This is a genomic window from Corynebacterium sp. KPL4015, assembly GCF_040225725.1.
Lineage (GTDB): Bacteria > Actinomycetota > Actinomycetes > Mycobacteriales > Mycobacteriaceae > Corynebacterium > Corynebacterium rhinophilum.
Window position 1 is genome coordinate 41,962 of the sequence record NZ_JBEHGF010000007.1, and the last position, 23,976, is coordinate 65,937.

General features: G+C 58.9%; 23 protein-coding genes and 1 riboswitch. Of the genes, 5 read left to right on the top strand and 18 right to left on the bottom strand.

The genetic code is table 11. The annotated features are described in order from the left end of the window. The first annotated feature begins 37 nt into the window (after positions 1-37). Positions 38-493, top strand: a complete 456-nt coding sequence (locus ABRP64_RS04170) for a PaaI family thioesterase (protein WP_284796144.1) — start codon at positions 38-40, stop codon at positions 491-493. Here the strand turns inward: ABRP64_RS04170 and corA are convergent. After that, entirely contained in the window at positions 490-1,563 is a 1,074-nt protein-coding gene (corA, locus tag ABRP64_RS04175; protein ID WP_284637338.1) for a magnesium/cobalt transporter CorA, read from the bottom strand. The genes ABRP64_RS04170 and corA overlap by 4 nt on opposite strands. Before the next feature lie 116 nt (positions 1,564-1,679). Between corA and ABRP64_RS04180 the strand changes: the two genes are divergently transcribed. After that, entirely contained in the window at positions 1,680-2,282 is a 603-nt protein-coding gene (locus ABRP64_RS04180) for a class I SAM-dependent methyltransferase (protein ID WP_126319020.1), read from the top strand. Positions 2,283-2,286: 4 nt separating this feature from the next. Here the strand turns inward: ABRP64_RS04180 and ABRP64_RS04185 are convergent, their stop codons facing one another. From ABRP64_RS04185 to ABRP64_RS04200, 4 genes are all read right to left on the bottom strand, one after another. After that, positions 2,287-3,822: a bifunctional hydroxymethylpyrimidine kinase/phosphomethylpyrimidine kinase gene (locus tag ABRP64_RS04185; RefSeq protein WP_349865534.1), complete on the bottom strand. Its 1,536-nt coding sequence runs from the start codon at positions 3,820-3,822 to the stop codon at positions 2,287-2,289. Continuing rightward, a complete protein-coding gene (gene thiE, locus ABRP64_RS04190) occupies positions 3,815-4,444 on the bottom strand; it encodes a thiamine phosphate synthase (RefSeq protein WP_284782822.1) in 630 nt (209 codons plus the stop codon). Before thiE ends, ABRP64_RS04185 begins: the two co-directional genes overlap by 8 nt. Next, a complete protein-coding gene (gene thiM / locus ABRP64_RS04195) occupies positions 4,441-5,265 on the bottom strand; it encodes a hydroxyethylthiazole kinase (RefSeq protein WP_349865536.1) in 825 nt (274 codons plus the stop codon). Before thiM ends, thiE begins: the two co-directional genes overlap by 4 nt. Further along, positions 5,253-5,346, bottom strand: a riboswitch (TPP riboswitch). Its footprint overlaps the gene before it by 13 nt. Before the next feature lie 103 nt (positions 5,347-5,449). Then, complete coding sequence (locus ABRP64_RS04200; RefSeq protein ID WP_349865538.1) at positions 5,450-6,802, bottom strand: NAD(P)/FAD-dependent oxidoreductase; 1,353 nt, start codon at positions 6,800-6,802, stop codon at positions 5,450-5,452. Positions 6,803-7,003: 201 nt separating this feature from the next. Between ABRP64_RS04200 and ABRP64_RS04205 the strand changes: the two genes are divergently transcribed. Then, entirely contained in the window at positions 7,004-8,317 is a 1,314-nt protein-coding gene (locus ABRP64_RS04205) for a class I SAM-dependent methyltransferase (RefSeq protein ID WP_349838782.1), read from the top strand. Between the two features lie 14 nt (positions 8,318-8,331). On the opposite strand, the gene ABRP64_RS04210 is transcribed toward ABRP64_RS04205, so the two are convergent. From ABRP64_RS04210 to ABRP64_RS04220, 3 genes are all read right to left on the bottom strand, one after another. Further along, positions 8,332-9,237 (bottom strand): Dyp-type peroxidase, encoded by a 906-nt coding sequence (locus ABRP64_RS04210; RefSeq protein ID WP_349865540.1) that lies wholly within the window; start codon positions 9,235-9,237, stop codon positions 8,332-8,334. 807 nt (positions 9,238-10,044) lie between these two features. Beyond that, the gene (locus ABRP64_RS04215; RefSeq protein ID WP_239268093.1) at positions 10,045-10,746 is read right to left on the bottom strand and encodes a YceI family protein; all 702 of its coding nucleotides are present in this window, start codon (positions 10,744-10,746) and stop codon (positions 10,045-10,047) included. Positions 10,747-10,749: 3 nt separating this feature from the next. Next, positions 10,750-11,091, bottom strand: coding sequence for a hypothetical protein (locus ABRP64_RS04220; RefSeq protein ID WP_042403724.1), 342 nt, complete (start codon positions 11,089-11,091; stop codon positions 10,750-10,752). Between the two features lie 127 nt (positions 11,092-11,218). On the opposite strand from ABRP64_RS04220, the gene ABRP64_RS04225 reads away from it, so the two are divergent. Continuing rightward, positions 11,219-11,596 carry an RNA polymerase-binding protein RbpA gene (locus ABRP64_RS04225; protein ID WP_005279221.1) on the top strand — a complete coding sequence of 126 codons (378 nt, stop codon included), beginning with the start codon at positions 11,219-11,221 and terminating at the stop codon, positions 11,594-11,596. A 78-nt stretch (positions 11,597-11,674) separates the two neighbouring features. On the opposite strand, the gene ABRP64_RS04230 is transcribed toward ABRP64_RS04225, so the two are convergent. The 3 genes from ABRP64_RS04230 to ABRP64_RS04240 are packed head-to-tail and all read right to left on the bottom strand — an operon-like array spanning position 11,675 to position 14,718. After that, positions 11,675-12,574, bottom strand: a complete 900-nt coding sequence (locus ABRP64_RS04230) for a polyprenol monophosphomannose synthase (RefSeq protein ID WP_349865542.1) — start codon at positions 12,572-12,574, stop codon at positions 11,675-11,677. 14 nt (positions 12,575-12,588) lie between these two features. Next, positions 12,589-14,106, bottom strand: a complete 1,518-nt coding sequence (gene lnt, locus ABRP64_RS04235; protein ID WP_284770676.1) for an apolipoprotein N-acyltransferase — start codon at positions 14,104-14,106, stop codon at positions 12,589-12,591. After that, the gene (locus ABRP64_RS04240) at positions 14,107-14,718 is read right to left on the bottom strand and encodes an FxsA family protein (protein ID WP_349865544.1); all 612 of its coding nucleotides are present in this window, start codon (positions 14,716-14,718) and stop codon (positions 14,107-14,109) included. Between the two features lie 87 nt (positions 14,719-14,805). Between ABRP64_RS04240 and ABRP64_RS04245 the strand changes: the two genes are divergently transcribed. Beyond that, positions 14,806-15,648: a precorrin-3B synthase gene (locus tag ABRP64_RS04245; protein WP_349865546.1), complete on the top strand. Its 843-nt coding sequence runs from the start codon at positions 14,806-14,808 to the stop codon at positions 15,646-15,648. Here ABRP64_RS04245 and ABRP64_RS04250 read toward each other — a convergent pair. From ABRP64_RS04250 to ABRP64_RS04280, 7 genes are all read right to left on the bottom strand, one after another. Next, positions 15,645-16,391 carry an SDR family oxidoreductase gene (locus tag ABRP64_RS04250; RefSeq protein WP_349865548.1) on the bottom strand — a complete coding sequence of 249 codons (747 nt, stop codon included), beginning with the start codon at positions 16,389-16,391 and terminating at the stop codon, positions 15,645-15,647. The genes ABRP64_RS04245 and ABRP64_RS04250 overlap by 4 nt on opposite strands. Next, on the bottom strand, positions 16,392-17,513 hold the full coding sequence (locus ABRP64_RS04255; protein ID WP_296089315.1) for a M24 family metallopeptidase: 1,122 nt from the start codon (positions 17,511-17,513) through the stop codon (positions 16,392-16,394). 35 nt (positions 17,514-17,548) lie between these two features. Further along, positions 17,549-20,365: a DEAD/DEAH box helicase gene (locus tag ABRP64_RS04260; protein WP_349865549.1), complete on the bottom strand. Its 2,817-nt coding sequence runs from the start codon at positions 20,363-20,365 to the stop codon at positions 17,549-17,551. Positions 20,366-20,386: 21 nt separating this feature from the next. After that, positions 20,387-21,496 carry a twin-arginine translocase subunit TatC gene (gene tatC / locus ABRP64_RS04265; protein WP_349865550.1) on the bottom strand — a complete coding sequence of 370 codons (1,110 nt, stop codon included), beginning with the start codon at positions 21,494-21,496 and terminating at the stop codon, positions 20,387-20,389. 124 nt (positions 21,497-21,620) lie between these two features. Beyond that, positions 21,621-21,890 (bottom strand): Sec-independent protein translocase subunit TatA, encoded by a 270-nt coding sequence (gene tatA / locus ABRP64_RS04270; RefSeq protein WP_284770669.1) that lies wholly within the window; start codon positions 21,888-21,890, stop codon positions 21,621-21,623. Continuing rightward, positions 21,887-22,957 (bottom strand): helix-turn-helix transcriptional regulator, encoded by a 1,071-nt coding sequence (locus ABRP64_RS04275; protein ID WP_349865552.1) that lies wholly within the window; start codon positions 22,955-22,957, stop codon positions 21,887-21,889. The genes tatA and ABRP64_RS04275 overlap by 4 nt, the downstream gene beginning before the upstream one ends. Positions 22,958-22,961: 4 nt before the next feature. Then, entirely contained in the window at positions 22,962-23,948 is a 987-nt protein-coding gene (locus ABRP64_RS04280; protein WP_349865554.1) for a helix-turn-helix transcriptional regulator, read from the bottom strand. Positions 23,949-23,976 lie beyond the last annotated feature (28 nt).

Below are 23,976 nucleotides of genomic sequence, written 5' to 3' on the forward strand. Positions count from 1 at the left end.
CTCACTTTCGCCGCGCTGGCGGCTAAGCTTGAAGGCTATGTCAGATACCCAGATACTCAATGACTTACTCCATACCGCGCATACGCGCCTGCTCAACGAGGAGGAACTGGAGAAACTAAATTCGGTTAACGGCGGGCTTGCTGAGTTCATCGGGCTCACCTTCGACCGCGTGGGCCCGACCGAGGCCCGCGCACACCTCACCGTGACCCCTCAGCACCACCAACCGTGGGGCGTGGCGAATGGCGGGCTATATTGCACCATCGCGGAAACGGTGGCCTCCCTTGCCAGCGTCGCGGCTGCCGATGCCCCAGCGATGGGGGTCAATAACTCCACGGACTTCATCAAGGCGACAGGTGAGGGCGAGCTAGAAGCTGTGGCCACCCCCATTCAATTGGGCACGCGGACCCACGTGTGGAGCGTAGAAATGTGCCAAGGAGACACCCTAGTTGCACGCACCACGCTGCGCACCATGATTATGGCTGAGCGCAGCTAGAGCCAGTGGTTCTTCCGGAACCACGCCCACAGGCCGCCCACGACAGCGACCATGATGATGATTGCCATGGGATAGCCAAAAGCCCAGTGCAGTTCCGGCATGATATCGAAGTTCATGCCGTAAATACCGGCGACTAGGGTCGGCGCGGCCCACATGCCGACGACCGCGGAGATGGTGCGCATATCGGAGTTTTGCTGCATGGTGACCTTGGCCACCGAGGCATCAATAAGCGAGGTCAAGCGTTCATCGAAGCTAGCCACCAAGTCATTGACCACGAGCTCGTGGTCATAGACATCGCGCAGGTAGGACCGGATCTGCTTAGAGATGAGGTCCTTGTGATCCGAAACCATCGCCTTTAACGCCGCAGACAGCGGGTAAATGGCGTGCTTCATTTCCAAGACTTCGCGCTTGAACATATATATGCGGTCGACGTCGAATTTGAGGTTGGGGGTAAAGATTTCCTCTTCGAGTTCATCGACTTCATCGCTAATTAGGCGCGCGACCTCGGAGTAGCGGTCAACCATCATGTCCAGGATCTTCCAGGCCATGGCGACGGGGCCGAGCTCCACCAAGTCCTGCTCGTCTTCGACTGTGTAGGCCAAGTTAGGCAGCTTTGCACCGTGGCGGACGGTGATGATGAAGTTAGAGCCCATAATCATCTGAATTTCGCCCGTAGAAATGATCTGGCGCTTATCTTTTACCTCATCGTGGTCGCGGTAATTCACCGAGCGCGCCACCACAAAGAGCTGGTCATCGTAGCGCTCCAGCTTCGGTCGCTGGTGGGCCATAACGGCGTCTTCCACGATGAGCTCGTGGATGCCAAATTGCGAAGCGATCTTCGTCATCTGGGATTCATAGGGCTCATGCAGGCCCACCCAGACAAACCCGCGGCCATATTCCGCCACGGTTTCCAGGGCGGAATGCGCGGAATACTCGCCGGGTAGGGCCTCACCATCGACGAAGACGCGGCAGTGCTCGATGGCGCGTTCCGCGGGAACCGGTGGGAAGGAAGGCTGACTAGGAGGCGTGGGTTTCTTTCGGCCCCTAAAGGGCGTGGGTACGGACGGCATCGTTTCAGCCTCCTTTGCACGGTAGTGCGGATAGTAACGCAATCAAGTAGTAAAACGGGCCACGTTTTAAGCAGCGGGTAAAGCTTACACCGACGGTGGGTAATATAATCGAATCTATGCCTACGTGGAAAGAAGTTACCGAAGCCAATCCCGCCCACTCCCATAATTTCGCCCGCAAATGGAAGATGCTTGAGGCGCAGGGCAAAGACATTCATGGGGAGGCCCGGCTTGTCGATGCCATGGTGGAACGCAATTCCACCATCCTCGACGCCGGCTGTGGAACCGGCCGCGTCGGCGGGGAGTTGCTGCGCCGCGGACACAGCGTGGTGGGCATCGACGTGGATCCCATTTTGATCGAACACGCCGAACATGACTTCCCAGACGGCGAATGGTTCGTCGGGGACCTGTGTACCGAAGAGGTTCCTGAAGGACCCTTTGACCTCGCTGTTTCTGCGGGAAACGTCATGGGCTTTTTGGCCGTGGACGGCCGCGAGGAAGCCCTGCGAAATATTTTTAACTCACTGACCCCCGGCGGGCGCTTCGTCACCGGCTTTGGGGAAGGCCGCGGATGGGAATTCCAGGACTTCCTTGATATGGCGCAGAAGGTGGGCTACCGCGTTGACTTCACGTTCTCTTCTTGGGACATGAAGCTATTTTCGGAGCATTCCACCTTCTTGGTCGCCGTACTTTCTAGGCCTGGCGCGGACCTATTGGCTTAAGGCTTTAAAAGCGCCGGTCCGCTTGGTCGAAGAAATCGACTTCGTGGATGCTGGCGCTGATAAAGGCGCGCTCGGCGCGGGTCCGGGTAGCCTCATCCGCCTTTTCCAAGGTTTCCTCCACAATCTTGATGCTCTCGCGCACCCCGGCGAGGAAATCTTCGCCGCCGTAGACCTCCAACCAGGCATGGTAGGGGTGATCGGGCGAGTCGAATTCCGCTAAGTGGAGGCCTACCTCTGCATACAGCCAGTAGCAGGGAAGTACCGCCGCGATGCCGACGGCGTAATCATCCGTGTGTGTGCTGCGGATGAGAAAATCCGTGTAGGCGCTGGTGACCCGCGACGGGGCCGTGGTGGCCGAATCCTTCAACCACCCGCGGTGCAGTTCAGCCTCCTCTGCGAGGCATTCGTAGGCGCCCTGCGCCCAGTGCAATTGCTGCGCGGTATCGGGCGCTTGGCTGGCGAGGCGAGCCAGGGCCTTCGAGTAGGACGCCAGGTACTGCGAATCCTGATCGAGGTAGAAGCTGAAAGCTTCATTGGCGAGTGCACCTGAACCCAGCTTCTGAATAAAGGGGAGTGCCTTTACCTGCTCCCAGTGATCCGCAGCGATATTCCATAGGCGCTGCGTGTACGGTCCTGCGGGCGCGACGCGCGGCTGGTCTGGATTTTCCACCTCTTCCAAAGGCCCAGCCAGGTGAGGAAGCGGTACCGAGGACGCAGCCCGCATCAAGCGCTGCGGGCGGTGCAGGTGGTCTACCGGCCCGCTGCCTTTGCCGACGGCCAGCGCATCCGCATTAGCAATCGCCTCGTGCAGCCAGTCCGTGGACCACTCTAGGGCGGTGGCGACTTCATCGCCTGCGCCAAGCCGCGTTGCTAGGGCAGAGGAGAGGGAGCAGCCCGTGCCGTGGGTATTCTTGGTCTGCACTCGAGCCGATTCCACGCGGTGAACCTTGCCATCGGCAGTGACCACGGCGTTATCGGCAATCGCCGAGTCAAGGTGCCCGCCCTTGACGATGACCGCCGTATCCGCCTCAGCGGCCCACGTCTTAGCCACCTCGATGGCACGGTCCAAGTCCGTAGCTTCCTCCGTCTGCGTCAGGACGGCCAGCTCCTTGAGGTTGGGCGTGATGACATCAGCGCGGGAACACAGCTCGCGCACCGCCTTTTCCGCCGCGGGGTCCAAGAGGCGGTCGCCACTGGTGGCCACCATGACCGGGTCCAAGACCACGGGGACGGACGGGTCGATCTGGTCGAGGAACGTGGATACGAGGTCGGTGATGGGGGCATCGGCAAGCATGCCGATCTTGATGGCATCGATGTTTACGTCTTCGCGGACGGAATCCAGCTGCTCTTGGAGGAAATCCAGCGGCGGGACGTGGACGCTGCGCACGCCCTGGGTATTTTGGGCCACCAGCGCGGTGACCACGCTCATTCCATACCCGCCCGCGGCGGCGATGGACTTCAAATCGGCCTGGATGCCGGCTCCGCCTGTGGGATCGGTTCCAGCAATCGAGAGAATACGGGGGTAGGTTCCTTTAGCCACAGTAGGCCTCCTTTAAGTTGTGTGCTGCCGCTGCCGGGTCATCGGCAGCCATAATGTCGCTGACCACGCAGATCCCTGCGAAGTCGCTTGCAGAAAGTTCGTGGGCATTGTGTGCCTTGATGCCGCCGATGGCGACGGACTCGATGCCGCGTTCGCGCGCCGCGGTGGCAAGGCGCCTGGCGGCCTCGGCACCGATTCCCGCTGGCGCATTCTTCTTGGTCGCCGTCGAGTGAACCGGGCCGATGCCAATGACATCGGGGGCCTCCTGCGGGTCAATGGCGTCCAGCTCTTCCCGCGTGCCCACCGAAAGCCCGATGAGCTTATCGGGGCCAAGCAGCTCCCGTGCTTGGTTAAAATCCATATCGTTTTGGCCAATGTGCAGGTGGCAGCCTACCTTGGCCGCTACCTCGGCGCGGTCATTGATAAAAAGCGGTACGCCGCCTAAGACCTTCATGAGTTCGCGGGCGGTAGCCTCGACCTCCTCGTCGCTGGCTTCTTTATCGCGCAATTGCACGACGGTAGCCCCGCCGCGTACCGCCTCTTGCACGATGGGAACGACCTTGTCCCGCCCGCCGGCGAGCTCAGGATCGGTGATGAGATACAGTGTCCAATCGATGCTCATGACAGCTCCGCAATGTCGGCGACCTCGGAGGCAGAGATGCGCTCCTCGATTGCATCGGTGGACAGCCCATACAGCGCATCGAGCCAGGCAACCGCAAAGGAGCCGGGCGCCGTGGATTTCTCCGCGGCAACGCTGCCTGCGGCCCCCACATGCGCATGCGCTGCGATGATCGCTGTGAATGGATCCTCCCACGCTGCCAGGTAAGCCGCGCAGATGGCGCCCAGCGAACAACCCGTGCCGATGACGTTTTGCAGCATCGGGTGTCCAGACTCGAGGCTTACCGCACGCGGCGTTTCGCCTGCCTGCACGATGAGATCCGTGGGACCAGACACGGCAATTACGGCTCCAGTATCGCGGGACAGTTTGAGCGCTGGTTCCAGAGCCGCCTCCACGCCATCGGTGGACTCCACGCCGCGCCCGCCGGCTCCGGTTCCGGCCAAGGCTATGATCTCGGAAGCATTGCCGCGAATCGCCGTCGGGCGCTGCAGCAAGACTTCATGCATGAACTCGGTGCGCTTTTGCAGACCACCCGCGCCGACGGGATCGAGGACCCACGGGTTTCCAGCCGCGGTCGCACCGGCGATTGCCTCTCGCATGCCGCCGTATTGCTCGGAATTCGGGGTTCCACAATTGATAAGCACGCCGCTGGCTATCTTCGCAAAATCTTGCGACTCATCTGGAGTATCTACCATTGCTGGGCTGGCGCCGATGGCCAATAGCGCATTGGCAGAAATATTGCTGACGACCTTATTGGTCAAGCACTGAATAAGTGGAGCGGTATCGCGCACCGCATCGTGGGCACGGAGAAATGAACAATCCACAACAATGCCTTCGCTAGTTCTAACTGAGAGCAGGTTCAATGGGTGTATCTCAGCCACTGCGTGGCACCCCATGTTGTAATGCCCAAGCCTAACAAAAATGGGAAAATAGGAACGAAAACAACGAAAGCCGCCGCCCACAGCCCCGCAGCAGGGTAGTAGGACGGCGGCTGGTACCGAGGAGGATTTAGTTCTTTTCTTCTTCCGCCTCATCGATAAGGATGCGGGCGATGCGCTGCTGGGTAGTAATCTCCAGGTTGCCCCGGTTGCGGGAGAGGATATTAGCCGCCCAGTTGACCAATACAGCCAAGCGGCTGCGTAGACCAACGACGTAGGTCAGGTGCAAGGCCAGCCATGCCAACCAGCCTGGGAAGCCGGAGAATTCGGTCTTGCCCAGCTTCACAACGGCATTGAAGCGGGTCACGATGGCCATCGATCCCTTGTCGAAGTACTCGAAAGGTTCCTTTTCATCGGCCGTGGACTCCTCGTCCACCTTGGTCTCGATGAGCTTGGCGACGTGCTCGCCACCCTGAATTGCCACCTGTGCCAAGCCCGGCAGGCGGTTCAGGGACATCATGTCACCGATGATGTAGACGTTGTTGAAGTCACCAACGGTCATGTCATCGTTGACGGAAACGCGGCCCGCGCGGTCAGCCTCGACTCCGGCCTGGTCAGCGACCATCTTGCCCAGTGGGGAAGCGGAAACACCAGCGGACCAGATCTTGGTCGCGCCCTCGAGGGTGACCTCTTCCTCGGTCTTCATGTTCTTGTAGGTCACGGAGTCTTCGTTGACATCGGTCACCATGGCGTTCAGGCGAACGTTGACGCCTTCCTTCTCCAAAGTGCGCTGAGCACGGCGGCCGAGGCGCTTGCCAAACGGAGGGAGTACCTGCGGCGCGCCGTCGAGCAGGTAAATCTTTGCGGCGGAGGTGCCGTAGGTGGAGTAGACATCGCTAAGCGTTCGGTTAGCCAACTCAGCGATCTGGCCGGTGAGCTCCACACCGGTCGGGCCGGCACCGACGATGATGAAGGTCAGGAGGCGCTCGCGCTCAGCGGGGTCATCGGTAAGCTCAGCTTTTTCGAAGGCGGAAATGATGCGGGAACGCAGCTCCAGGGCATCATCCAAGGTCTTCATGCCAGGGGCAAACTCCGCGAAGTGGTCGTTGCCAAAGTACGACTGGCTGGAACCAGCGGCAACCACGAGGGAGTCGTAGGAGTAGGTGCGCGAAAAGTCATCGAGCTCGGCGGTAACCGTCTGGTCCTCCAGGTTAATGTCGGTCACGTTGCCGTTGACAAAGTCCACATTATCCTGGTTGCGCAGCAGCTGGCGGGTCGAGGGGGCAACCTCACCAGCGGAAATCATGCCGGTAGCCACCTGGTAGAGCATTGGCTGGAACAGGTGGTGGTTCTTCTTATCGATGAGGGTGATCTCAACATCGGCGTTCTTCAACTTCTTCACAGTGTTAAGACCGCCGAATCCACCGCCAACCACGACGACGTGGTGACGGCTTCCGTTTGGACGATAAGGGGTATCAGTCATGGAATTAATGCGACCTTCCTCGAGAAAGCTTATTTAAGTACCCGTATAGTGTAAACGCTCGTTACATAACGTGCATACTTGATACCCATTTACATGCGTTTCAGGTTTCCTTTCATGCGGAGCGCCTTAACCGAAACCGCTCAGAATCTGGCTAAAATAAACCCAACCGTGACCCTTGCACCCAGGAGCGCTCCCCAAACCATGAGTTTTTCCACCCCCGAGCATCTACGCTCCATCGACGCGGAGGCATGGCCCAATATCGCGACCGTGCCATCGCAGCGCTGGGCGGCGCTAAAATCCCGCCGGGCCGAGGCAGAATTCGCCAAGGCCTGCGATAATGCCGGCTTGGAACTGGAACTCGATGCTGCTGGCGGCCCCGATTTGAAGATAGGCCACGATGCATTATTCGAGCGAATCGCCGCCACCGGATGGTTAGGCTTCGCCGAAAGCTATATGGCAGGCGAGTGGACCGTCTCATCCTCCACCCAATTAGTGAAAGTTTTAGGCAAACTCCTGCAGGTGGGGTATCTTCCCAAACCGCAAGGGGTAAGCGTGCGCGATTCTGAGCCAGGGGAGCTGCCTCTCGACCTAGTGCGCCTCTATGCTGGCGATGGTCTAAGCCACGTTGGCGGGATCTTCTCCAGCGGCGTGCCGACGACGATCCGGGAAACGGTCGAAAGCTTTAGTCCAAAGGCCGGCGGCAGGGAACCGAAGAGCCACTTTGTCGATGTCACCACGGTGAGCGAACCCACCAACGTAGACCGGGATGACTTGGGCGAGGCGCAGCGTAGGGCGGCGGATTGGCTTCTCGATGCCACCCGCACCGGCGCCGGCACCCACCTTCTGGTCTATCCCGCGGCCGGAATGCAGGCCGCGATACGCGCTACCAAACGCCGCGCCACTGTCGATGTCCTGACCAGCGATGTTGAACAAATCACCCAGATGCGCGAGGCGCTTGTCTTCGCCGGAACGGAGGACTCTATCCACGTAGAGCGGATTCCGGATTCTGTTCCGAGCCCGAAGCAATGGCGCGGGCACTACGATGCGATCATCAGCGTGGAAAAGTTCGAGCAATTAAGCCAGCGAGAGCGCAAGGCCTATATCCGAGTCCTCGACCGATTCCTTACCGCAAACGGTCGGGCGGCTTTTCAATCCATCGTGGCCACCGAGTCCATGTCGGAGGCTGCCCGAGCATCCTTGCAGGCCATGCGAGCCTATATCTGGCCAGGACTCGACTATCCGCTGACTATGGACGTGCACCGGCTCGTAGATAAGAACTCTCACCTGCGCATCGTGTCCGAAACGCACGTGGGCAGCCACTATATTGAATCCCTGCGCCAGCAGCGATCCTTTTTTGATGGGCACCTTCGCGAGGCCGCCGCTGCCGGCTTTGATCCGGTTTTCCGCAGGTTATGGACCTTCCAATTCGCACTTCGCGAGGCGCTCATGACCCTCGGAATGATCGATTCCGTCCAATTCGGCCTGACCCACCGCAATCGCGGCGGGCGCCGTTAGGCTTTCTAGTGCTTTTAGTGCGGAAGCTCGTCGAATTCGTCTAGCAAATCGACGCTCGGGACGAAAAAGTTCGTTCCAGTCAGGGCGGTGGAGAAGTCCAGGATTCGGTCATAATTGCCTTCGGGATCGCCGATGAACATATTGCGCAAACGCTCGTTGATATCTTCTGGGTCCTTGGCATATCCGATGAAGTAAGTACCCATCTCACCTGCGGCAAAGGAACCAAAGACCATGTTCTCGCGGTAGATATCTTCCTCGAGGTCATTGAGAGCGACGTGGGAATTTGATGGCTGTGCATCCTCATCGAGCTCCACGTCATCGGCCTTGGTGCGCCCGATAACGCGTTCTTGCTCTTCGGTGCTGATGCCGCTCCACTTATCTAGGTCATGCGTGTATTTTTGCACAGTGACGTAGGAGCCGCGGGGATAATCGGCGTCATCGGCAAGCAGCACTGTCTCTAGGGCTTCCTCGGGGAGGGGATTAGCGGTGCCGTCCACAAAGCCCAGGAGATCGCGCTGGTCCAGGTACTTGAAGCCCTGGGTCTCATCGATGACGGTGGCGGCATCGCCCAGCTGACGCAAGACCTGGCGCGCCATCTCGTGGCAGAGGTCATAAGTATTCGCGCGGAAATGCAGCAGGATATCGCCGGGCGTGGAAGGCGCCTTGTACGCGCCCTCGAGCGGCTCGAACTCCTTGAGCTTGTCCGGCCGGGGAGCGCTGGTGAGGCGTGGCCACATGGACACACCGATGCCAACGACCGTATACAGCTCGCCCTCATTGTGGCGGAAATTGACGGACTTGAAGGTATCGCCAAATGCGGAGAGCATGTCCCGAGTGGCTTGCTCGCCGCCTTCCGCAATGTCCAAGACCAGGAACAGGGCGGCGCGGGAAGGCTTAGTGACAACGCGTTGAATAGTCATGAGTTCCAGCATATGTGTTGGCTTTCGGCGGTGCACGTTTGGTGTCGTGTGCCGGCGTGGCTTGCTGGCATGGCCTGCTGGCGTGATGCGATGGCATGGCGTGATGCGTTTTTGCAAATAGTGAGCCGATTTGGGCGTTTCGAAGGGCACTATTTGTAAATTTGGAACAAACTGCGCCCGGAGTGGCTTTGCCATTCTTGGATGAAAGGCCTTGGCACGATGGGAGGGGCGTTCATGGATCTAAAATGACATAATGTACATTATCGGACAATAATGGAGATATGGAGGTTAAGTTGAGGGTGGTTTGAGCATAATCCCTTAGGCTCGTGGATTCGGTCCGGGGTTTGGCTGGCCCACCTGTTGGCGCGCGCTAAGACCTTGAGAGACTCGAAGGTTCTGTGGCCAAGTTGGCCCGGCTCCTCAGCGGCCAGAGTTTGAATCACTTGAAGTGAGCCGTGCTTGAGAATTCGTTTCGGCGAGGCTCGTGTGGGGTGCCTGACAAGCGGCACGCCACAACCTCGGACGGATCGGACATCCGATTGGGCGCAGATTCGCTTCAGGCGGGCCTTTCCTGCCGCTGGACCTTGGCGCACTTATACCCCGTCATTTAGTCACCGTGACGTTAAAACAAGAGGAACGCTATTGATTTTTGTAGGCGCTCCACAGCTGCCAGATGGTTAATACGGCTAGCAATGCTGCAAACGCCGTGACTAGCCACATCTGTTGAACCGCAACGAAAATCGAGAAAGCTATGACGACTACGAGGCGGAACCACAGTACGGAAATTAAACGTCGAGAATTCACGGTCTAGTCCTTATTCAAGGAGATGCGCAGGTTGATCTCGCCGTCCTCGGCAACCTTTGCCGCCAGCATGTCTGGCGTCTCCACGTTGTAGTCCAGGCGGTTGATCGGAACGTCTCCGCCAATGACGATATCGTCACCGTCGCGCAGGACATCGAACTCGTGGGTGATTTCCTGCGTTTTATCCTTGATCGTGAGGTCACCAGTGAGCTTAACGGAGCCGATGGTGCCGTCTTCGGGGACATCGGCAAGCGAGGCGGGCTTAGTAAGTGTGAAGGAAGACTCTGGGAAGTCTGAAGTCTTAAAGAGCTTGGACTTCATGTTTTGGTCGCGGACCTTCTTGTCCGTGGTGAGGGCATCCATATTGACCGTAATGGTGGCGGATTCCAGCGTGGAATCGGAAATCTCCGCCTGTCCAGTAACCTCTGTGGTCGATCCAGAGGTGGACGTCCTTTCCGCCGGTAGAACCTCGTCGAAGGTAAAGCCCACCGAAGTGTGGTTATCGGCGCGGCCCTTGGCCACGGACCAGGAACCGTCGAGCGGAGTCGAGGCTGCCTTGGCGCCATCGGCAGTCACGGGCTCCGTCTTGACGCCGCCGCTTTTGAAAAGCGAGTACACAATCGGGCCGATAGCTACGGCGGTAAGCACGAGGATTAAAACCACGAAGATGGAAACGACGAGTTTCCGGTTATAAAAAAGCTTTTTCATCTACTATCGAAGTCCTTCTAAACGCCGAGCCAGCGAAATAAGCTCCTCACACAGACTGGAAAGCTCTTCCGCGCTCGCGCCTTCTTCTGCGGCGGTTTGAATGTCTTCTGCGGAACACCGCAATTCAAAAAGGCCGTCGCGCAAACCTTGCACTTTATCTGGGCTTAAGATTACTGCATCGGCAGGAATATCCGTGCCACTAACATTGTTTCTTTGTTCATAAGCACGCTGTTTGCACGAGGCGCTGCAAAACTTACGTGGTCGTCCCCTACCGCCTTGGTCAATATCCTTTCCACACCATTGGCAGGAACCGACATTGCTTTCACGACTAGCTGTACGGATCACTAGATACACTTTAGTCCATTAAACGGCGGGCTGGGAACAATACCGCGTGGGTGTTCGTTATAATAAATAGCTCTTAGGCGAAACTATCGCCGTCAATCAGGGATCTCTTTGAAAAGGATGATGTTGCATGGCAGATCGCGTACTCCGTGGCAGCCGTATGGGTGCAGTCAGCTACGAAACTGACCGCGACCACGACCTCGCACCGCGCCAGATGGTGAAATACCGCACGGACGATGGTGAAATTTATGAGGTGCCCTTTGCACATGAGGCAGAAATCCCTGAAGAATGGATGTGCAAGAATGGCAAGCTGGGCCACCTCGTAGAGGGCGAAGGCGTGGAAGCTAAGCCCATCAAGCCACCTCGCACCCACTGGGATATGCTGCGGGAGCGCCGTTCCATCGAGGAACTCGATGAGCTTTTGGAAGAGCGCATTAACCACCTGCGCTCCCGCCGTCGGACCGCTGCTCGCCTCCTCAAGGAGCAAGAACAGCAGAAGAAGTCTTAAAGGCTCAAGCGGAATTAATTTAAGCCCGTACCCTGGCTGCCATATTGGCACGGGGTACGGGCTTTTTAGCTGCCTAGGTTATTTCTTCTTGGTCAGCTGGCCCACCTGGTGCTTGACCAAGTATCCCAGCTCATTGGCCAAATTGGTGGCCCAGCCCACACCGTTGCGCGCCTTCTGGCCAGCATTGTGAACGGAGCCGTGTTTGACCTCGTGGTCCGCCAGCTTGGACATCTCGCCGGCAAAACCTTTCACCTGCTCCGCGCGGTGGGCCACGCCCCACTTGGTTACCTCGAAGAGAGAGTCCTTGACAAAGGAACCATCCAGCTTGGACTCGCCGTACTCGCGCTCGGTGAAGGTGATGGGTACCTCGCGGATATCGTATCCAGCCTTGACTGCGCGGAAGGCCAAGTCCACCTGGAAGATGTAACCGGCCTTAGACAGCTCATCAAAGTCAATGTCTTCCAAGAGTTCGCGGCGGAAGGCGCGGTAGCCGGCGGTCATATCGGACAGGTCGGTACCGAGCGCGAAAGAGATGTAGAGGTTGCCCAAGCGGGACAGGTACTCGCGGGATGCCGGCCAATTGACGGTCTCGCCGCCCGGCACGTAGCGGGAACCGATAACGAGGTCCGCGCCCTTGTCAATCTCTTCCAGCAGCAGGTGCAGCTGTTCTGGGGCGTGGGAGCCATCAGCATCCATTTCACAAAGGACCTGGTAGTCGCGCTCCAGTCCCCATTCAAAGCCTGCGATATAGGCGCCCAAAAGGCCGCCCTTGCCCTCGCGGTGCAGCACGTGAATGTGGTCATCTTCTGCTGCGAAAGCATCGGCCTTCTCGCCGGTGCCGTCGGGGGAATTATCATCCACAACGAGGATGTGAACCTCTGGCAGCGCCTCGCGGACGCGGCCGGTAATCAGGGGAAGGTTTTCAATCTCGTTATACGTTGGGATGATAACCAGCGTCGCAGAATCAAGAGTGCTCACAGTAATTAATGCTCCTACTTTTCTTTAGCGCCGACACCGCGAGGTGTACGACCCAATCGGTTGGTACGCACGGCAACGAGTGCGCAGACGGTACCAATAATAACCATCAGCCACTGCATGAGCGAACCGTAGCGCACCGAAAATGTTTCACCGGTTTTTAGAGGCAGGCTTTCTACCAGTGTCGCGGGCTCAAATAGCTCCGTGGATTGGCTCACGCTACCATCTGGGTGCACGAGTGCGGAGACTCCAGAGGTGGCTGCAACCACGACGGCGCGGTCGGTTTCGAGCGCCCGCAGCCTGCTCATGGCCAGCTGCTGGTACGTCATATCGGAAAAGCCGAACGTGGCGTTATTGGTTGGCGTCGTAAGAATCTGCGCACCGTTTTTGATGGATTCGTGGAAGGCATTATCGAAGGAGACCTCGTAGCAGGTCGCCACACCTACCGCGACGGAATTCATGGAGACCACACCGGGCCCGTCCCCTGCCTTGAAATCACCAGCAAGGTCAACGTAGTCCGAGAAATGCGCGAAGAAGTCCCGCATGGGCATGGTCTCACCGAACGGTTGCAGGTACTTCTTATGGTGGTGATCGCCCACACCGTGGCTGGGGGTAAAGACTTGCATGGTATTGCGCGCGCCCACCTCATCGCGGGTGGCGGTACCGACCAACACGGGAGCGTCGATGGCATCGACGGCACCGCTAATGGCCTGGGCTGCTTCGCCGTCGCGGAAAGGATCGATATCGGAAGAATTTTCCGGCCAGATCACCAGATCAATATCGTCTTCGCGGCGCGCGAGTTTCTCTGTTTCCTGGACGTGGTTATTCAGGACCGCGCGACGCTGCCCAGCGAAGTCCAAACCGCTGCGCGGCACGTTTCCTTGGATGGCCGCCACGTTGGTATCTCCCACTTTGGTGTCTGCGGGATCGATGCCGCGCTCGGCCGCGGGTCCCGCAATGAGTGGGAGAATAAGGGCGGCGCCAGCAGCGATCTTTACCCGCCCACCGCGCAGCAATAAGCCGGCAAGGCCGCAAGCACACAATGCCGTTGCCACCGTAATCAGTGAGGTCCCGCCCCACGGCGCGAGATTGGCTAAGGGCCCTTCAATTTGTCCCCACGCCAGTTTGACCCAAGGGAAACCGCCGAAGGGAACCGAGGAACGCAGGACCTCTACGGCGAGGTACACGAAGGGAAAGACCAGGAATCCGTATCGCCACCGCGCCACAGCGGCCCCGAATGTCCCTAAAAGGATGGCATAGACCGAAAGCCAGATAGCAAGCGCCGCATAGGGCATGGTCCCCACCAACTCGCCAATCCAGGGCAGGCTCAGTAGGTACAGAATCAGCCCGTGTGTCACCGCCAACAGGGCGCCTAAGGAACCGCGCACCTGCCGGTCACGCCACGGCATCAGGCTCACATACAGCAGGGCGATGCCAATAATCGCGCCCCACCACCAGCCGCGCGGCTCAACAGCGGTAAAGGTCAGCGCACCAGAGATGCCCGCTATGACCAAGCGGGCGAAAAATATGGCCACTTATTTTCCATCCTGCGAATTATCATCGCCGCGGGGACCGAAGTCATCAGGATCTAGGTTCTCGGACCAGTTGCGCAGCTCTTCCTCATCGATTACCTCGTGGGAGTCGCTCTGACCAGACGATTGCCCAAAAGCCTGTCCAAAAGATTGCCCCGAGGCCTGCCCAAAGGATCCAAAATTGCCATAGCTATCGTGCTGCTGTGCCATGGGCGATGCCTCGTAGATGCGCACACCCATCTTCTCTACCTTGCGGTAGATGGATACGGCTATAAACTTTCGAAAGAGCGACCGCGTTGGGGCGAAGATGAGCAGGATCCCCATAAAACTAGTCAAAAATCCGGGCAGGGACAGCAGCATGCCACCGGCCAGGGTGAGGCCCACATTCCCGGCGGTTTTGCCCATATCGTTATCGCGGACGTAGTAGGTCCCGTCACCGGCCTGCTCTACTTGTTTTCCCATCAACCGGCGCACCTCGATGCCAGCGATGGACATTCCAAAGAACATGGTGATAAACAGGGCAATGAGCGCCCAAAAGACGCCAATCCACTCGGCGACGGCCCAAAACGCTAGGGTTTCCGCCAGCATATAGAGGACGAGATATAAAAACGGCATAGCTTCCAGTTTAACGAGCAAAGCTGACGATATGCTGGCAACACTCGATCCCGGCGCAGGGCTTCTCACCGGCTACACTGGCAAGCTATGCATTACCCCAAATTTTTCCAGCACCCTGAGTCCGGCACTTGCCTTCGCCTGCACGTTGTGGGCGGTTTTACTAGCCCTAATGATTGGATCCATTTGGGTTATTGCGCGGCGCACTGGGCCGATGGCAGCGTTTATATTCGCCCCAATTCCGCCATCGAGTTGCGGGGAGTTACAGACAAGGCCCAGCTTGCGGCGGAGCTGGATAAATTAGAGCTGCTAAGCTTCCACATTCCCGTGCTGGCCTCTCCCCTTGCTCCCGCGGCGCAGCAGGCAGAGCGCCAGCTGACCGCGCACCTGAATACCGAACAGCCGGGCTTGGAGTCGCTCGCGATTACCACTGACGCCGACGACCTGCCGGTTTCTGCGGCGCAGATTAGTATGCAGCTGCTTGACGATGCCACCTTAAACATCACCCATTCCCCCGCCACCGACAGCCCGACCGCGGGCCTCTCGCTTGCCGATGCCGCAGCCCACCTCCAGCGCCTCGGTGCCTTGCGCACCGAGGCGAAGGGTACCGAAGCAAAAGGCACTGAGGCGAAGTGTACTGGGGCGGCTGGTGCGGAACTCGCTGCGGAGCCAGGGCCCATTGGCTGGTTGGATGAGCACCAGGTAGAAGGCGTGGTCGACTTAGGCGCGGGTGTCCACCAAGGCGCCATCCCGGCGCAGTTCGCGCGGCTTATCGGCCAGCTCGAGGTGGACATCACGGTCACCCCGTGGGGAGGCCTAGTCTTTCACGACATCGCAGAGGGCGATGCCGAGGTCGTCCTCCGCGTGCTCGCCCCGCGCGGTTTCATCTTCGATATCAATTCGCCCCTGCTGCGGGACGGCGAGGCCGACTAACGCGGCATATGCCGCCACACGGGCCGGGGCACTAACCGCATGACCCAGGCCAAGGCTTGCAGGGCCTTCGGGATCCACAGGGTGTGGCTGCGCGCCTGACCGCGGCGGTCGTCGTTGTCTATGCAGGCAACGACGGCATCGGCGACATCGCCTGGCCGCACCGATAGCGGGGCCGGTTTCATCCCCTGGGTCATGGACCCAATGACGAACCCGGGGCGCGCGGTAATCAGCCCGAGCCCACTGCCGTGCAGTCTGTCCGCAAGGCCCTGGCAAAAAGCATCCAGCCCAGCCTTGGTGGAACCGTAGACATAATTGGCACGCCGAGCCCGCCACCCAGCGATGGAGGAAAAGGCCACGATATGGCCGCGCGGCATCGACTGCGCCGCTACCGTGAGCACGGAGACCTGGGCGGTGTAGTCGATGGTGGCGATCTGTGCCGCGTGGGACGGGTCGGTTTCCGCCTTATCTTGATCCCCTAGGATTCCGAAGGCGACCACAGTCAGCTCGATGGCGCCGACGCGTTCCTTGGCCTCGGTAAAGATCTGGCGGTGTTGGGAGAAATCCTCCGCGTTAAAGGACAGCTGGTGGACGCTGCGTGCACCTGCGGCCTTAAGCTGGGCGGTAATCTCCTCCAGCCCGTGGGTCCCGCGGGCGGCGAGGACGATGTCGTTACCGCGGGCCACGCGTCGGGCGATTTCGCCGCCGATATCGCTGCGCCCGCCCAGGATCAGTACGCCAGCCACTTAACGCACTTCGCGTTCAACGACGTTGAGGGACTTGTAGCCATCCTTGGTCAATACCACGATGTCTTCTAGGCGCATGCCCCACTGGCCTTCTAGGTAAATGCCTGGCTCAATGGAAAAGGCCATGCCCTCTTCCAGTGGCAGGTCATTTCCCTCCATGATGAAGGGCTCTTCGTGGGTCGAAAGGCCAATTCCGTGGCCGGTGCGGTGGACGAATTTATCGCCCCAGCCGGCATCGGCAATAGCCTTCCTCGCAACACCGTCGATTTCTTCGGCCGTGCTGCCGGGCTTGGCAGCGGCGCGGGCGGCCGCTTGGGCATCGTAAAGCACCGCATAAGCGTCCTGGAAGTCCTGCGGCGCCTGGCTGAGATCGCCGCCTACGACGTAGGTGCGGGTGCAATCGGAGTGATAGCCGGAGGGCAAGGTACCCCCGAGATCCACGACAACGGGATCGCCCGCTGTCAGCTTCCGGTCAGAGAAGCTGTGGTGCGGATTGGCGCCATTCGGGCCAGAACCTACGATGACAAAGTCAATGATGGAATGCTCTTTGAGGATGAGCTTTTCCAGTTCATGCGCTACCTCGGCCTCGGTGCGGCCGGGCTGCAGGAGCTCAGGAACCTGGGCGTGCACGGCGTCGATAGCCTGGCCGGCCTTGCGCAGCTCCGCGATTTCCGCTTCGTCCTTGCGGGTGAAAAGCTCCGCGAGCGCATAGGTGGCAAGGACATAATCCGCCTCGGGCACGCGCGCCTGGAACTGCAGAATATGGTCTGCCGTCAGGGATTGTCCCAGCGCGACCTTCTTGATCGACGCAGCACCCTTGAGGGCGAGCTCGTAGGGATTATCGCCGTCATTCCACCCGCGCAGTTCCACATCGAGCTTGCCGACGGGCGCCGATTTAATATCCGTAATATCCGTATTCGGCGAGACTATCCACGGCGTACCGCTTTGGGGAACGGCTAACACCGTCAGGCGTTCGTGGGACGAGACCCACGAACCGGTCAGGTAGGCAAAATCAGGGCCGGTGCCAATCAGCAAAAGGTCAATGCCTTGCTGGGCGGCCGCTTCCTGCGCTGCCGAGAGCCGGCGCGAATATACTTCGGGAGAAAAAGCCTGAGTAGTCATGCCCCACAGTCTACTAGTCAGTAGGACGGGCTAGCTTAAGCCCCGATCGCGACAACCCCGCGCTGAATGGCGTCGATTGCGCGGCGCGCATTGCGCTGAATCTGGCCATCGTAGCCAGTCTTGGCGATTTGCTGCAGGAGGTCCACAACTTGGCGGCACCACCGCACGAAATCACCGGGAGTAAGCTCCGCGCCCGCTTCATTGGCCGCCGCCATGCAATAGCCCAAGGGCGCACCCGCCGCCCACTGGTGAATGGCCAGCGCAAATCCGGCTTCAGGCTCGCGCGTTGGGGGCAGGCGGTGGCGGCGTTCATCGGCGCCGAGCTCGGTATAGATGCGCCAGGTCGCATTCATGGCATCGGCCATGCGATCCGTTGCCGCCTCCGGCTGGCCCCCAGTGGCCTTCCTATTTTCAAAGCAGCACAGAGATGCAACGCCGGCCAATTCCGCCGGATCCAGCTCATCCCAAATGCCTCGCTTCAGGCATTGGGCAACGAGCAGATCGGATTCGCTATGAATCTTTGCCAGGCGCTCGCCTTCCTCAGTGATGACCGGCGTGCGATCATTGCCGGCACCAGAGAACTCGACATAGTCCATCTCCGCGAGCAGATCCACGATGCGTTCAAAGGTTCGGCCCAATGTATCGGTCGCCTTATTCACCTTGGCCTGCAGCTTTTCGAGGTCGCGCTCGCGGCGCGCCAACTTCTGCGCCACGCCGGCCAGTTGCTCCCTGTCGGTGGCGGGCCAGTCGTGTGCAGGGTGCTCGCGAATGGCATCGCGCAACTCGCCTATCCGCTTATTTGGTCGCAGACGTGGCTTCGACTTCATTCGCTTTGGGCGGTCAAACTTTTCGCGGTGGAAGACATCCTGGATGTACTTGGTATTGCGCCGCGGATTCTTCCGCACCGGCTTCGGGATCTTAATACGGCCCAGTTGAATCGGCGGATTGCTAATACCAGTGGCATCGATGCGCCCTGACCACCCAGATTCCGTGGTCACCCACGGGCGAGGATCTTCAGTCTGGTTGGCCGGGGTGACCACCGCGGCAAGAGTGGGGCGCTTCTTTCCGGCAAGCGCGATGACATCGCCCAATTGCAGGCGGGCTAGCACCGCAACCACTTCCTGGGTGCGCTGGTGTTCCTTATCGACCTTGGATTGCTTTTCTTCCGCCGTCAGCTCGCGGCGCAGCCGGATATAATCCATGAGCACCTCGGCGGGATCCTCGCCGTCCTTGGCTGGTGGTGCGAGGGCATCCACGGCATCGTCAAGCTGCTCACGCAATTCGCGCACGCGATGCTCCGCGCGCTCTAATTCGCGGGTTTCTTCCACCACGGAACCATCGGCCTGGAACTGCGCGAAAGACTTTTCCAGTAGCCGCAGCGAGTCCTCAAAGCCGAGCATGCCCAGCAGGTTGATGGCCATGTTATAGCCCGGCGCAAACGTAGAAATGAGCGGATACGTGCGCGTTGAAGCTAAACCGGCGACAAAACGCGGATCCATAGCCGGTGCCCACTGCACGACCGCGTTGCCCAGGGTATCGATTCCGCGCCGGCCGGCGCGCCCGGTCAGCTGCGTGTATTGGCCTGGCGTGAGATCCACGTGTGCTTCGCCATTGAACTTGATCAACTTCTCGAGCACCACCGTGCGGGCTGGCATATTAATGCCCAAGGCAAGAGTCTCGGTAGCAAATACCGCGCGTACTAAACCGCGGACGAAGAGATCTTCTACGATGTGGCGAAACGCCGGGAGCATCCCTGCGTGGTGGGCGGCAAAACCACGGGAGAGCGCTTCGCGCCACCGCCGGAAATCCAAGACCTGCAAGTCTTCTTCCGGAATGCCCTCAACGCCGGCATCGACGATGGCCTTGATCTCTTCTGCTTCCTCTTGCGTCGTCAGCACCATCCTGCTGCGCAGGCACTGATAGAGCGCGCCATCGCAACCGGCGCGGGAAAAGATGAAGGTAATCGCGGGCAGCATATCTTGCGATTGCAGCACCTTCAGCACCTCAGGGCGTCCTAAGGGGCGGTAGCGATCTTGCGGCCGGGAGGAACCGGAACGCCCGCCCGCTTTACCATGAAATTCGCTGCGCCCGCCGCCCTTGTGGCGCGCCCTCGCGCGAAAACCCTTGCCGGATTTATAGTCCGCGCGCCCATCATCGCTATCGCCTGCCTCCAAGCGCTGAATGCGACGCTCTAATTCGGAATTGACCTGGCCGCCGGATTCCGGCTCGAAAAGCGGGTAAATCTTGCGGCCCAGCATCATCCATTGATCAAGTGGGACCGGCCGGTGTTCGGTCACAATGACAGAGGTATCGCCGCGGACCGTGGCGAGCCATTCACCGAATTCCTCGGAATTGGACACGGTGGCAGACAGCCCAATGATGGATACGTGGTCCGCCAAGTTCAAGATGACTTCTTCCCAGACCGCGCCGCGGGAGGCATCCGCAAGGAAGTGGATTTCATCCATGACCACGTGAGTAAGTCTATCCAGCGCGGGAGAATCCGCGTAGATCATATTGCGCAGCACCTCGGTGGTCATCACCACGATTTCGGCATCGGCGTTAATGGAGACATCGCCAGTAAGCAGACCGACGGCATCCTCACCGTGCTCAGCGACGAGGTCGTGGTATTTCTGGTTGCTCAGCGCCTTAATCGGGGTGGTATAAAAGCACTTCGTGCCGCGGCTTAGTGCCAAAGACACGGCGAACTCGCCAACGACGGTTTTACCTGCACCAGTAGGGGCGCAAACGAGCACCCCTTGGCCATTTTCTACCGCCTCACACCCCTGCACCTGGAACTCATCCAAGGGGTATGGGAGGCCGGCGGCGAAGGTATCCAGGTGAGTTTCAGTCATATCTCACAAGGCTACCCGTGCTTAAAGCACATCGTCGAAAAAGCCACCTTCATCGGTAGGTCGCTGCGGACCCTTGCGATCCTCAGCCCGTTGGGAAGTGCTATCCGAAGCCCGATCTTCCGTGCGGACGGTCTGCGATGACGCCCCAGCTGCCGCAGGCTTAGGCGAGGCATATACGCCCGACGGGGCATCGACAGGCGCGGGCCCGCCCACACCAGTGGGGCTTTCGTCTAGCGCAGACGCGGATTCATCATCAAGATCCATCCAGTCAGGACGCTGCCGGTTCTGGCGCTTGTCGTGAATGCGGCAGAACTGGAAGGCAATCTCAATAAGCAGCATCAGGCTGGCGGACAATACCACCATCGTGAAGGGATCTTGGCCTGGGGTCACGAAGGCGGCAAAGATCATCACCACGACGATGACGATGCGGCGCTTATCCTTAACGTGGTTATATTCCAAGACGCCGATGAGATTGAGCGAGACGATTAACAGCGGAATCTCGAAGCTGATGCCAAAGATGAGCAAGAGCGCCAAGAGGAAGTAGAAGTATCGCTCACCAGTTAATGCTGCGGTTTGATACTCAGCCCCAATGCCGACGAGGAATTCCAAGCCCACGGACAAGATGAAGTAGGCCAAGATGGCGCCCGCCAGGAAGAGGGAGACGGCCACAACGACGAAGCTCAAGGTGTAGCGGCGCTCATTCTTATGCAGGCCTGGCACGATGAATGCCCACACCTGGTAGAGCCAGACTGGGGACGAAATAACCGTACCTGCCAACGCACCGACCTTCAGGCGCAAAATGAGCATCTCGAAGGGGCTGGTGGCAAGCAAGCGGCATTCGCCATCGTTATTGAAGTTGGCTCGTTTATCTTCCGGCAATGAGCAATAAGGCTCGCGCAGGATTTCTCCCAGCGGTGGAATCCGGAAGGGCGCCTGCTGGTACCAAATAAAACCGATGATCGCGCCGATAACCAAGGCCAGCAAGGAAATAATGATCCTTCGCCGCAGCTCTTGCAGGTGCTGCACTAAGGTCATCTCGCCCGTTGGGTTCTTGGGCTTGCGTGAAAAACCTCGCCGCTTGCGGCGCACGCGGGATCCGTGTTCACCGGCAGGGTGGGACTGTGAGAACATCAATTTGGCTCTTTCAACGCACAAGAGCGAACACTACCCTGCCCACTCGATTTCTGAGGGCCGGTCTCCGGCACGGCCGACGAGTACATAGGCAGAGCGTGTTCGCCTTTTTAGCTGGCAGGCGTTAATTCTGGGAGGAAGAGTTTCCCTGCTGGTGGCCAGGCTGCATATCTGGGCGGTTCCAGAACTCCTCATCGGACTGCTGGCGCTTCTGGCTCAGTTGAGCTTGGGTCTCAGAGCGCTTGGTATCCTCCGATTGCATTTCATTGACCTCAGATTTGAAAATGCGCATCGAGCGGCCCATGGAACGAGCAAGATCCGGCAATTTCTTCGCGCCAAATAGCAAGATGATGACGAGAACAATCAGGCCGATTTCCAATGGTCCTAAGGTCATAAGATCCTCTTTCGGTTCTTCTTTGCCTGCGCCAGATGGCCGCCGCGCTCCCTGACTTCGCGGGAAAATTCGCGAGGCAATTTTAAGACGCATGTGCGTGCAGTAACTGAATTATAAGTATAGCCCTTCAACGCGGCATTTCCGCGTTCCGCAATGAGATTCACAATAGATTGAGGGGCTATAACGCGAAACCTATCGGCCTGCCCGAGGGTGAAACGAACCAGCCAATCAACGGACCCCACCTGCATCGTTGCAGCTATAGCGCCGTTTTCCAGGCGTTTGCCTAGTTGCATATCGTAGTATTCTGCAAGCCAGGTGAATTCTTCATGAATGATTAATTCCACGGAATCCGCCGTACCTAAATTAAAGGGTGCTGCAGCGTCGAAATCCAGCTCTTTAAGGCGCGGATGAGCAGTCTCCTCGGTCAACTCGGCATGCTTGATGCGGTCAATACGAAAGGTCCTGTGCCCCTGCTTTTCTTCTTCCCACGCCGCGAGATAGGGCTCGGCATCCACGATAAAAATCCGGGCCGGATCTACCAGGCGCTCGGTTTCCTTATTAGATGAAGCGCTCCAATAGCGCATCCGGATGCGCCGTTTTTCATTAAGCCCGCGGTTCAAGGTTGCCTGGATGTCGGATTCTTGCGGGTCCACCGTGGATAACGTGTCATAGATGCTCAGCGTGCGTTCATCCATAATGGAACGCAATTTCGCGGCGGCAGACTTAATCGCCCGCGTATCTAATAGCCCGGGCATAGCCTCGAGGGATTCAAGGGTAAGTAAGAGCGCGCCCGCCTCAGTCGGCGTAAGCCGCAATGCTTGCCCCAAGCCTTGGTCATTGTAGATGGTGACCCCATCGCGGTAGCTGAAAGAGAGATCGATGAGCTCTTCGGTATTGCGGCCGGTCCCAGAGCAAAATAGGCGGTCCACGGCATCTTTCAGTTCCCCTGGGTCCATCCCCAAATCCGCGGCTGCCTCCATCGGAGTTTTATCCGGATGGTTTTGGAAGTACGGGATGAGGTTCAGCGACCGGACGAGCGCTTGCAGTTTATGAGATCCATCGGCCATTGGTTTACTCAGCTCCGTTGTGGTTGGCGGCTGCGCGCAAAAGGTTAATGATGTCAGTGCGCACCTCGGGGGGATCGAGCACTTTTACTTCTGGGGCATAGCCTGCGGCGGTGCGCACCAACCAATCCTTTTGGACCCCGGTCAGCACTACGGTGCCTTCGGCAGTGCGCTCCCCCGCGCTTTCTAGCTCTTGGGCTTGACCTTCAGGAATATACAAGGTCGCATCCACCTTTTCGCCGCGTTGTAGCGCCTCTTTGACGAGCTTGTCGATGTCCACCGTCGGCTCGGAATGCTCAGCTGGCTGGTGTGACCTTTTGATCTCGGAAAGCCGCAGGGCGCGGAAGACGCGCGGGGCGGCGCGGTCAACATCGAAGCCAACGATATAGATGCGACTTTGATGGTTGACCACTCCCCAGGGATCCATGGTGCGTCGCACGGTTTCTGCCGCTGGGTGGGGGCGATAGGCAAAGGTAATGCGGATTTTATTACGCACAGCGGCCAAAACAAAAGTGATCACCTCGGGGGCAAGGCGGGTGATGTCATTGACCGCGGTATAGACGGGCGCGCCCTCCAAGTTCCGGGAGGCACCCGAGGCGGCGATCTTGGTCCACCCTGACAGGGAGAAATCGCTCAATCCACCCGGGGTTCCCACTCCCCCTGCGATACCAAGCACCATCGCTTCTTCCGGCGAAAATTCCACCGGTGGGAGCTGGTAATTGCTTTGGTCGAGGCGGTATGAGGCGCCGTCTTCCCCACCGGTGTGCACGATGGGGACTCCGGCGCGTTGCAAAGTGGCGATATCGCGCGCCAGGGCCTTGGTAAAAGCCTCGTCGGATTTATCGCTATAGCCTGCGACGTGGCTGCGAATCCACGCCGCGGAGCGGTCCGGTGAACCACCCGAATTCGCCGCTCCTTGCAGCGCAAAGGATAGGTTGGTGAGCCTTTCTACCGCCGCATCCTGCCGGCTCGGCGTGGATCGTGATGCCACCACGTTGTCTACTCTCCCCTGTGCTCAATGT

Excerpts from the sequence above, each read along its gene's own strand:
- ABRP64_RS04170 (WP_284796144.1), top strand. The coding sequence starts at position 38 with ATGTCAGATACCCAGATACTCAATGACTTACTCCATACCGCGCATACG.
- corA (WP_284637338.1), bottom strand. The coding sequence starts at position 1,563 with ATGCCGTCCGTACCCACGCCCTTTAGGGGCCGAAAGAAACCCACGCCT.
- ABRP64_RS04180 (WP_126319020.1), top strand. The coding sequence starts at position 1,680 with ATGCCTACGTGGAAAGAAGTTACCGAAGCCAATCCCGCCCACTCCCAT.
- thiE (WP_284782822.1), bottom strand. The coding sequence starts at position 4,444 with ATGAGCATCGATTGGACACTGTATCTCATCACCGATCCTGAGCTCGCC.
- ABRP64_RS04200 (WP_349865538.1), bottom strand. The coding sequence starts at position 6,802 with ATGACTGATACCCCTTATCGTCCAAACGGAAGCCGTCACCACGTCGTC.
- ABRP64_RS04205 (WP_349838782.1), top strand. The coding sequence starts at position 7,004 with ATGAGTTTTTCCACCCCCGAGCATCTACGCTCCATCGACGCGGAGGCA.
- ABRP64_RS04210 (WP_349865540.1), bottom strand. The coding sequence starts at position 9,237 with ATGACTATTCAACGCGTTGTCACTAAGCCTTCCCGCGCCGCCCTGTTC.
- ABRP64_RS04215 (WP_239268093.1), bottom strand. The coding sequence starts at position 10,746 with ATGAAAAAGCTTTTTTATAACCGGAAACTCGTCGTTTCCATCTTCGTG.
- ABRP64_RS04225 (WP_005279221.1), top strand. The coding sequence starts at position 11,219 with ATGGCAGATCGCGTACTCCGTGGCAGCCGTATGGGTGCAGTCAGCTAC.
- ABRP64_RS04240 (WP_349865544.1), bottom strand. The coding sequence starts at position 14,718 with ATGCCGTTTTTATATCTCGTCCTCTATATGCTGGCGGAAACCCTAGCG.
- ABRP64_RS04245 (WP_349865546.1), top strand. The coding sequence starts at position 14,806 with ATGCATTACCCCAAATTTTTCCAGCACCCTGAGTCCGGCACTTGCCTT.
- ABRP64_RS04255 (WP_296089315.1), bottom strand. The coding sequence starts at position 17,513 with ATGACTACTCAGGCTTTTTCTCCCGAAGTATATTCGCGCCGGCTCTCG.
- ABRP64_RS04260 (WP_349865549.1), bottom strand. The coding sequence starts at position 20,365 with ATGACTGAAACTCACCTGGATACCTTCGCCGCCGGCCTCCCATACCCC.
- tatC (WP_349865550.1), bottom strand. The coding sequence starts at position 21,496 with ATGTTCTCACAGTCCCACCCTGCCGGTGAACACGGATCCCGCGTGCGC.
- tatA (WP_284770669.1), bottom strand. The coding sequence starts at position 21,890 with ATGACCTTAGGACCATTGGAAATCGGCCTGATTGTTCTCGTCATCATC.
- ABRP64_RS04275 (WP_349865552.1), bottom strand. The coding sequence starts at position 22,957 with ATGGCCGATGGATCTCATAAACTGCAAGCGCTCGTCCGGTCGCTGAAC.